The organism is Neorhizobium sp. BETTINA12A (assembly GCF_023006485.1).
Classification (GTDB): Bacteria; Pseudomonadota; Alphaproteobacteria; order Rhizobiales; family Rhizobiaceae; genus Neorhizobium.
Window position 1 is genome coordinate 1 of sequence record NZ_JALBGW010000179.1, and the last position, 9,125, is coordinate 9,125.

General features: G+C 63.8%; 7 protein-coding genes and 1 pseudogene. 1 reads left to right on the plus strand and 7 read right to left on the minus strand.

Annotated features, from left to right (window positions below):
- From MOV61_RS25795 to topA, 4 genes and pseudogenes are all read right to left on the minus strand, one after another.
- Positions 1-240 (minus strand): annotated as a pseudogene (locus MOV61_RS25795) (hydrolase); the annotation flags it as partial.
- Between the two features lie 32 nt (positions 241-272).
- On the minus strand, positions 273-725 hold the full coding sequence (locus MOV61_RS25800; protein WP_247035245.1) for a DUF983 domain-containing protein: 453 nt from the start codon (positions 723-725) through the stop codon (positions 273-275).
- 2 nt (positions 726-727) lie between these two features.
- Positions 728-3,082, minus strand: coding sequence for a ribonuclease R (gene rnr / locus MOV61_RS25805; RefSeq protein WP_408962432.1), 2,355 nt, complete (start codon positions 3,080-3,082; stop codon positions 728-730).
- Positions 3,079-5,760: a type I DNA topoisomerase gene (topA, locus tag MOV61_RS25810; RefSeq protein ID WP_247138623.1), complete on the minus strand. Its 2,682-nt coding sequence runs from the start codon at positions 5,758-5,760 to the stop codon at positions 3,079-3,081. Before topA ends, rnr begins: the two co-directional genes overlap by 4 nt.
- 245 nt (positions 5,761-6,005) lie before the next feature.
- On the opposite strand from topA, the gene MOV61_RS25815 reads away from it, so the two are divergent.
- A complete protein-coding gene (locus tag MOV61_RS25815) occupies positions 6,006-6,212 on the plus strand; it encodes a hypothetical protein (protein WP_038549036.1) in 207 nt (68 codons plus the stop codon).
- Here MOV61_RS25815 and dprA read toward each other — a convergent pair.
- From dprA to MOV61_RS25830, 3 genes are all read right to left on the minus strand, one after another.
- The gene (dprA, locus tag MOV61_RS25820) at positions 6,192-7,334 is read right to left on the minus strand and encodes a DNA-processing protein DprA (RefSeq protein WP_247138624.1); all 1,143 of its coding nucleotides are present in this window, start codon (positions 7,332-7,334) and stop codon (positions 6,192-6,194) included. The two genes, MOV61_RS25815 and dprA, sit on opposite strands and share 21 nt — an antisense overlap.
- A 13-nt stretch (positions 7,335-7,347) precedes the next feature.
- Positions 7,348-7,965, minus strand: a complete 618-nt coding sequence (gene plsY / locus MOV61_RS25825) for a glycerol-3-phosphate 1-O-acyltransferase PlsY (protein WP_247138625.1) — start codon at positions 7,963-7,965, stop codon at positions 7,348-7,350.
- A gap of 13 nt (positions 7,966-7,978) precedes the next feature.
- Positions 7,979-9,125: dihydroorotase (locus MOV61_RS25830; protein WP_247138626.1), on the minus strand; the 1,147-nt coding region annotated here is incomplete at its 5' end.

Consider the following 9,125-nt stretch of genomic DNA (forward strand, 5'->3'; position numbering starts at 1 on the left):
GGTGCCGGCAACCAGCTTTTCGACAACCAGCGGATCGAGATCGGCGCTGAAGGGAAGGGCATGGTCGCGGGCATCGCGCCTGCCGCCGGGAAACACGTAGACGTCAGGCATGAACACATGGCCGCTGCCGCGCCGGCCCATGAGAACCCGCGGGGTGCCGGCGGAACGATCGATCAGGATCAGCGACGCGGCGTCCTTGGGTGTCACGCCGGCCACGCGTGCATGCTTCGGCGCGTCCATTGCGAACGGAGCCTGTTCCTCGGTAGACGATATCATGCAATAGGTCCGCCCCGGCCGGGATCGACCGCCTCGTCGTCCGTTCCCCCGAAGCCGTGCATCTTCAGCGACCATTGGAAACCGATGACACCACCCTTGATCGGCTGGATGGTCACAAGTGCCGTGAGGATCGCCAGCGGCACCCAGATGGCGAGCTGGACCCAGGGAGAAGCCCTGAAAGTCATGTCGGTCAGCAGGTACCCGGTCATCAGCACGTGACCGACGACGACAATGACGAGATAGGCCGGCAGGTCGTCGGCGCGGTGATGATGGATTTCCTCGCCGCAGACGGCGCAGGTATCGACCGGTTTCAGGAACGCCCGGAACAGGCGACCGGTGCCGCAGGCAGGACAGGTTGAGAGCAAGCCCCGCTTGATGGAGCGGCCGAGCGGCCTTTCGACCTCCTGCGCTCCACCATATCGGACCGTCTGTTCGCCCTGTTCCTGCATTCCTATCTCCTTCGGCCGCTCCGCGGAGGCCGCGTGCCGGGTTGGGTTCGGCCGCGCCGCCCCGATTTATGGAAGGAGCGGGTCGCGGTCGGCAATTTCTTGCCCTCGCTCAGCATTTCGAACTGCAGCGCGCCGGCAAGCGGGATCGCCTGCTTCAACCGCACGTCAACCGTATCGCCGATCTGGTAACCGAGACCGGTCTTCTCTCCGGACAGCGCCTGATGCGCCTCGTCATAGATGAAGTAGTCGTTGCCGAGCGTGGATATAGGTATGAATCCGTCCGCGCCATAGGTCGGAAGCGAGACAAATAGTCCCGCCTTGGTGACGCCGGAGACGCGGCCGACGAATTCTTCGCCAATGCGCTCGCTCAGATGGTGGGCGATCAGCCGGTTGATCGTGTCGCGCTCGGCGGCCATGGCGCGGCGCTCGAAAGTCGAGATTTCTGCGGCGATGTCGTCCAACTGCGCCTCTTCCTCCGGCTTAATGCCGCCTTCGCCCAAGCCCAGCGACCCGACCAGTGCGCGGTGCACGATCAGGTCGGCGTAACGGCGGATCGGCGAGGTGAAATGCGCGTATTTCATCAGGTTGAGGCCGAAATGGCCGATATTCTCGGGGCTGTAGATCGCCTGGCTCTGGGAGCGCAGCACCATCTCGTTGACCATTACCTGGTGGGCGGTGCCCTCGGCCTTTGCGAGAATGCCGTTGAACGAGTTGGCCCGCATCTGACCACCCTTGGCCATCGGAATGCCCAATGTCGCGAGAAACTCGCGCAGCGTCTCCTGCTTGGCAAGCGACGGCGTGTCGTGGATGCGATAGATCAGCGCCTGGCGCTTCTTTTCCAGCGTCTCGGCGGCGGCGACGTTTGCCTGGATCATCATCTCTTCGATGAGCTTGTGAGCATCGAGCCGGTCCGGCACGAAGACCCGGTCGACGGTGCCGTCGGGTTTCAGCAGGATTTTGCGCTCCGGCATGTCGAGTTCGAGCGGCTGGCGGCGGTCGCGGCCGCGCTTCATGACGCCATAGGCATGCCATAGCGGCTTCAGGATCGGTTCGAGCAGCGGTCCGCTCTTGTCGTCCGGCTTGCCGTCGATCGCCGCCTGGGCCTGTTGATAGGAGAGCTTGGCGGCGCTCTTCATCATGATCCGGTGGAAGGTATGGCCGGCCTTGCGGCCTTCCTTGGAGAAGACCATACGCACGGCAAGTGCCGGCCGATCCTCGCCTTCGCGCAGCGAGCAGAGGTCGTTAGAGATGCGCTCCGGCAGCATCGGCACGACCCGATCCGGGAAATAGACCGAATTGCCGCGCTTCAAAGCCTCGCGGTCGAGCGGAGAGCCGGTACGGATATACCAGGAGACGTCGGCGATCGCGACGGTGACGATGACGCCGTCCGGATTGTCGGGCGAGGGGTCGAGCTCGGCATAGACCGCGTCGTCATGGTCCTTCGCGTCGGCCGGGTCGATGGTGATCAGCGGCAGCGAACGCCAGTCCTCGCGCTGGGCCATGGTGGCGGGCTTCGCCGCTTCTGCCTCGTCCATCACCTGTTTCGGGAAGATATGCGGGATGCCGTGCGAATAGACGGCGATCATCGAGATCGCCTTTTCCGAGCCGATCGTACCGACGATCGACAGAACCCGGGCGCGCGGAAGGCCGAAGCGGCCGGAACGGACGACCTCGCTCTCGACCAGGTCGCCGTCCTTGGCCTCGCCGATATCGGCGGGCTCGATCACCATTTCCTCGCCGCGCCGGTCGATCGGCAGCAGGCGCAATTCGCCATCGGCAAGCTTGTGGACGATGCCGAGCGAGGCTCCGCGGCGCTTGTCGATGATCTTGATGACGCGGGCGGTATAGGCGGGGCCGGTCCGGTCCTTGTTCGGGAAGATTTTTGCGAGCACCCGGTCGTTGAGCCCGGCAGCAGCCACTCTGCCCTTGCCGCGGCTGTCGGACGACTGACGGATGAGCACTGCAGGCGCCGCACCCAGGTCCTCCGGCCATTCGGCCGGGCGGCCGATCAGCTCGCCATCCTTGTCGCGGGTGGTGATGTCGAGAACGGTGACCGGCGGCAGCGCGTCGGGACGGGTGAGCGACTTGCGGCTCTTCTTGAGAAGGCCTTCTTCCTCCAGCGTCCGAAGCAGGTCCTTCAGCTCGACGCGGGTGTCGCCCTTCAGCCCGAAGGCCTTGGCGATCTCTCGCTTCGACCCCTTGTCCGGGTTTTCGGCGATGAACTCGAGCAGGACATCGCGCGGCGGCACCGCACCGTGGATGATCACCGGCTTTTCCGTTGTGGAAGCGGTGTGGCCGCGGATGGCTTTGTCGGGGCGTTTTCCCTGGTGTTTCGATCTGTCGCGCGGTTCTCTCACGTGCCCGTCTTCTTCGCCTTCGGTGCAGCTGCAGTCTTTTTCGCCGGAGCTTTAGCCTTTGCGGCCGTCTTGGCTTTCGGCGCCGCCTTCTTGGTCGCGGTGGTTGCCTTGGCGGCGGCCTTCTTCGGCTTTGCCTTGGCCGACGGTGCCTTGCCGCCCTTTTCGATGATGAAGGCCATGGCCTGCTCCATCGTTACCGATTGCGGGTCCAGCCCTTTCGGCAACGTCGCGTTGACCTTGCCCCAATTGACGTAGGGGCCGTATTTGCCGTCACGCACGGTGATCGTGCCGCCGTCCGGATGGTCGCCGAGTTCCTTCAGTGCCGCAGGCGTGCCACGGCCGCGGCCACCGCCAGCCGCCACCTTGCTCTGCTTTTCGGCAAGCACGGTCACGGCACGGTTGAGGCCGATCGAGAACACGTCCTCGATGCTCTCCAGGTTGGCATAGCTGCCGTCATGCAGCAGGAACGGTCCGTAGCGGCCAAGCCCTGCCGAAATCATCTTGGCTGATTCTGGATGTTTGCCGACGTCGCGCGGCAGGTTGATCAGGGCGAGCGCCTTTTCGTGGTCGATGTCCTCGGGCTTCCAGCCCTTGGGCAGCGACGAACGCTTGGCTTCCTTGCCGTCACCACGCTGGATATACGGCCCGAACCGGCCCGAGCGCAGCGTCAGTTCCTCGCCCGTATGCGGATCGGCGCCGAGCGCCTTCGGTTCGCTGAGGGCATTCGCTTCCGCATCCGCGCCGCCTTCCGAGGAAAGCTGGCGGGTGTAGTTACAGTCCGGATAGTTCGAGCAGCCAACGAAGGCGCCGTATTTGCCGAGCTTCAGCGACAGGTTGCCGGTGCCGCAGACCTGGCAGATGCGCGGATCGCTGCCGTCCTCCCGCTTCGGGAAGACCAGCGGCGCCAGCGTCTCGTTGAGCGCATCGAGCACGTTGGTGACGCGCAGTTCCTTGGTGTCTTCGATCTGGGCGAAGAAATCCTGCCAGAATTCGCGGAGAACCTGCTTCCAGTCCAGTTCGCCGGCAGAGATCTTGTCGAGTTTTTCCTCAAGATCGGCGGTGAAGTCGTATTCCACGTATTTCGTGAAGAAGCTTTCGAGGAAGGCCGTCACCAGCCGGCCCTTCGAATGCGGGATCAGCTTGCGCTTGTCCATGGTCACATATTCGCGGTCGCTCAGCGTCTTCAGCGTCGCGGCATAGGTGGAGGGGCGGCCGATGCCGAGCTCTTCCATCTTCTTGATCAGCGAGGCTTCCGAATAACGCGGCGGCGGCTCGGTGAAGTGCTGGCTGGCGTTCACCTTGTTCTTGTCGAGCTTTTCGCGGGCATTGATCTCGGGCAGGCGGCCATCTTCATCGTCGTCCTCGCCCTTTTCGGCGTCCTCGCGGCTGTCCACATAGGCGCCGAGGAAGCCGTCGAACCGGATGACCGAGCCGACGGCGCGCAGGCCAGCCTTCTCGCCCTTGTTGTCGGCAAGGATCTCGACCGTGGTGCGCTCGATTTCGGCGGACGCCATCTGGCTGGCGATGCCGCGCTTCCAGATCAGCTCGTAGAGACGGGCCTGGTCGGCGTCGAGATAACGGCGCACCTGGTCCGGGGTGCGGGTGAATTCGGTCGGGCGGATCGCTTCGTGGGCTTCCTGGGCGTTTTTCGCCTTGGTGGAATAGAAGCGCGGCTTCTCCGGCAGGTAACGCTGTCCAAACTGGTCGACGATGGCGCTGCGGGCAGCATCGACCGCTTCCGGCGCCATCTGCACGCCGTCGGTACGCATATAGGTAATGAGACCGACCGTCTCGCCGCCGATATCGACGCCTTCATAAAGCTTCTGCGCCACCTGCATGGTACGCGAGGCGTTGAAGCCGATATTGGAGGAGGCGGCCTGCTGCAGCGTCGAGGTGGTGAAGGGCGGGCCGGGATTGCGCTTGACGGGCTTCGCCTCGACCGTATCGACCACATAGGCGGCGCCGTCGAGCAGCGCCTTCAGGCGGTTGGCGTCCTCGCCGTTCTTGATCGAGCGGCCCTGCAGCCGCTTGCCGTCGGCAGACATGAGGCGGGCCTCGAACTCGTCGCCGCGCGGCGTGCGCAGCAGAGCCGACAGGTTCCAGTATTCTTCGGAGATGAAACGCTCGATCTCCGACTCGCGGTCGCAGACGAGCCGCAGCGCAACCGACTGCACGCGGCCGGCCGAGCGTGCCCCCGGCAGCTTGCGCCACAGCACCGGCGACAGATTGAAGCCGACCAGATAATCGAGCGCGCGGCGGGCGAGATAGGCGTCGACCAGCGGCACGTCGATATCGCGCGGATTGGCCATCGCATCGAGCACGGCCTTCTTGGTGATAGCGTTGAAGACGACGCGCTTGACCGGCTTGTCGCCGATCACCTTCTTCTTCCTGAGAAGATCGAGCACATGCCAGGAAATGGCTTCACCCTCGCGATCCGGGTCGGTCGCGAGGAACAGGGCGTCCGAGCCTTTTACGGCATCGGAAATGTCCTTCATCCGCTTCTGGGACGCGGGATCGACCTCCCACAGCATTTCGAAGTCCTGATCGGGGAGCACGGAACCGTCCTTGGCCGGAAGATCGCGCACGTGGCCGAAAGAGGCGAGAACCTTGTAGCCGGAGCCGAGATACTTGTTGATTGTCTTGGCTTTGGCAGGAGATTCTACGACGACAACATTCATTTTGCTTCTCTGCAATAGAGGCTTGGCCCGGCACCGTTGCGGTCCAGGCGGAAATCTGACCTCCCGACATGGAGGGCGTTTGCCTCGCGGTCAAGGGGCGTATGCCAAATTATAGGGTACAACGAGGTGCAACCTGGAGAAGATATGCAATTAGTTGCAATCTTAAATAAATGCGATATGGTCCGCAGCATACCTCAAGGTGAATTTATTTGGACCGCGATCGGCTTTTTTTGACAGGACGGAATATGGTTTCTCGGGGTGAGGCGAATGGCCGGCGTGAGGACGATACCAGGGAAAATATCGCCTATATAAGGCAGATGCTGGGGGAACTCCGGCAGGTCGCCTTGGGAGAGGGCGCGGACATGCTCTGCTACCTCATCGAAATGGCCTATGTGGAGGCGGGAGACGTCCAGGCGGGGCGGCGGCCCCGCTCAGTCTTCCATCGCGAGTGACACCATTCCGCCGGCGTGGCGATGCAGCCGGGCAGCGAGATCGAGTTCCAGCAGCACGAGATAGACGGATGAGGCGGGCAGACCGGTATGGCGGATGATGTCGTCGACATCGACTGGTGTCGGCCCGAGCGCCGAGACGATGACCGCCCGGTCGTCGTCATTGGGCGGCAGCATTTCGCCGCCCTTCTTCGGTTCTTCGACCATCGGTTGGTTGAAGAGATCGAGTTGTGACAGCGGCGCCAGCGCCTCGATCACATCGGCCGATCCTGTGGTGACGATCGCACCCTGTTTCAGGAGCCCGTTGGTGCCGTGGCAGCGCGGATCGAGCGGCGAACCGGGAACCGCAAAGACGAGCCGTCCGAAATCGGTCGCCAGTCTGGCGGTGATCAGCGAGCCCGAGCGCTCCGCCGCCTCGATCACCACGATCCCCAGTGAAATGCCGGATATCAGCCGGTTCCGGCGGGGGAAATCCCGCGCACGGGGTTCCCAGCCGAACGGCATTTCGCTGACCGCAAGGCCGGTGCCCTCGGTGATTTCCTCGAGCAAAGGGATGTTTTCCGGCGGATAGGGCTGGTCGAGCCCGCCGGCGAGCACCGCGATCGTTCCGGTCTCCAGGCTGGCGCGATGGGCGGCGGTATCGATGCCGCGGGCAAGGCCGGACGTCACCGTATAACCGGCGCGGCCGCAATCCCTTGCGATCATCGCCGCGAACTTGGCGCCGGATATAGAGGCGTTGCGCGATCCGACGACACCGACGGACGGGCGCGTTGCGGCTGAAAGGTCGCCCTTCATGGCCAGAAGCGGTGGGGCGCCTTCGATCTGGCGGAGCGCCGGCGGATAGTCGGGTTCGCCGATGCCGACGAAGCGAGCGCCAAAGCGATGCGCCGCCTCAAGCTCGCGTTCGGCCTCCTGCACACCGGCAATCCGGATCCCCCTGGTCGCTCCGCCGCGGGCGGAAAGTTCTGGCAGCATGGCAAGCGCGTTTTCCGCCGAACCGCAATGATTGATGAGGTCTCTGAATGTGGCGGGGCCGACATTGTCGGAGCGGATCAGCCTCAGCCAGGCGATCCTCTGCCTCTCCGTCAGCGCAATTCCTGTTCGTTTCGCGCTGCCGTCCGGCATTGTTTCCCCCGGTCTATCCCTTTTGGCCGATCCTGCTTTCTGTGCCGGCGATCAACCGCTTGATGTTGGCTTCGTGCTTCCACCAGGAAATCACCGTCATGACGGCCATGACCAGCGCGATCTTCGGCTCGTTTAAGAACCACAGCACAACCGGAATGACAAGGGTTGCAACCAGAGCGGCCAGCGACGAATATTTGCTGATCCTGGCGACGCCGAGCCAGATCGCCGCAAACACCAGCACCATCCACGGTGCGACGCCAAGCAGCGTGCCGATATAGGTGGCGACGCCCTTGCCGCCTTTGAAGCCGAGCCAGACCGGGAAGAGATGGCCCATGAAGGCTGCAAAACCGGCCAGCAGCCCGGCTTCTTTTCCGAAGAGATACCAGGCGACCAGCGCCGCGGCGGTCGCCTTCAGCGCGTCGAGCAGCAGGGTGGCGGCCGCGAGCTTCTTGTTGCCGGTGCGCAGCACGTTGGTGGCGCCGATATTGCCCGATCCGATCGAACGGATATCGCCGAGGCCGGCGGCACGGGTGAGGATCAGGCCGAAGGGAATGGAGCCGAGCAGATAGCCGAACACCAGTGCGGCCAGCGCGATCGGCAGGGTGATCTGCCAGTTGAAGAGTTCACTCACGCCCTTGCTCCCCTTAAAGCGTGTAGACGCACTTGCCGGCCACATAGGTAGCGACGGCGCGGCCCGAGAATCGCGCGTCTTCGAACGGCGTATTCTTCGACCGCGACAAGATCATATCCTTCGAAACGATCCAAGGCTCATCGAGGTCGATCAGTGTGATATCGGCTTTGGCGCCGGGCTTCAGCGTGCCGGCATCAAGCCCGAAGATCTGCGCCGGCCGGGTCGACATCGCATCGATCAGCCGCATCAGCGGCACGCGACCGTCATGGTGCAGGCGCAGCGCTGCGGCGAGCAGCGTCTCCAACCCGATCGCGCCGTCCTCGGCATCGGCAAACGGCAGGCGCTTGGTGTCGACGTCCTGCGGATCGTGCGAGGAGACGATGATATCGATCGTGCCGTCGGCAAGCGCATCGGCCATCGCGACGCGGTCGTCCTCGGAGCGCAGCGGCGGCGACAGCTTGAAGAAGGTGCGGTATTCGCCGATGTCGTTCTCGTTGAGCGCCAGATGGTTGATCGAGACGCCGCAGGTGGCGTTGGCGCCGCGGGCCCGGGCGACGCGCATCGCTTCGGCCGATTCCGCCACGGAAATCTTCGCCGCATGATATTTCGCCCGCGTCAGGCCGGCGATCCTCAAGTCCCGTTCGAGCGGGATGATCTCGGCTTCCTTCGGCACGCCGGAGAGGCCGAGCCAACTCGCGAACAGGCCTTCGTTCATCACGCCGTTGCCGAGATATTTTTCGCGCAGTTCCAGAGAGACGACCGCATCGAATTCGCGCGCATAGGTCATCACCCGGCGCAGGAGTAGCGTATCGGAAAGCCCATGCCGGCCGTTGGTGAAGGCGACGGCGCCCGACTGCTGCAGCAGGCCGATCTCGGTCATCTCCTTGCCGGCCAGCCCCTTGGTGAGGGCGGCGGCGGGATGGACGTTGACGACCGCCTTGTCGCGCGCCGTCTTCTGCACGAATTCGACCAGCGCGATATCGTCGATCACGGGATCGGTGTCCGGCATCATGATGAAGGAAGTGACGCCGCCGGCGGCTGCCGCCCGGCTCGCCGATTCGATCGTTTCGGTGTGTTCGGCGCCCGGTTCGCCGACATAGACGCGGGCATCGACGAGGCCCGGCGTCGCGACGAGGCCCTGGCAGTCCCGAACCGTCGCG

What these genes read in the sequence shown, in the direction of transcription:
- MOV61_RS25800 (WP_247035245.1), bottom strand. Translation starts at nt 725, where the DNA reads ATGCAGGAACAGGGCGAACAGACGGTCCGATATGGTGGAGCGCAGGAG.
- topA (WP_247138623.1), bottom strand. Translation starts at nt 5,760, where the DNA reads ATGAATGTTGTCGTCGTAGAATCTCCTGCCAAAGCCAAGACAATCAAC.
- MOV61_RS25815 (WP_038549036.1), top strand. Translation starts at nt 6,006, where the DNA reads ATGGTTTCTCGGGGTGAGGCGAATGGCCGGCGTGAGGACGATACCAGG.
- dprA (WP_247138624.1), bottom strand. Translation starts at nt 7,334, where the DNA reads ATGCCGGACGGCAGCGCGAAACGAACAGGAATTGCGCTGACGGAGAGG.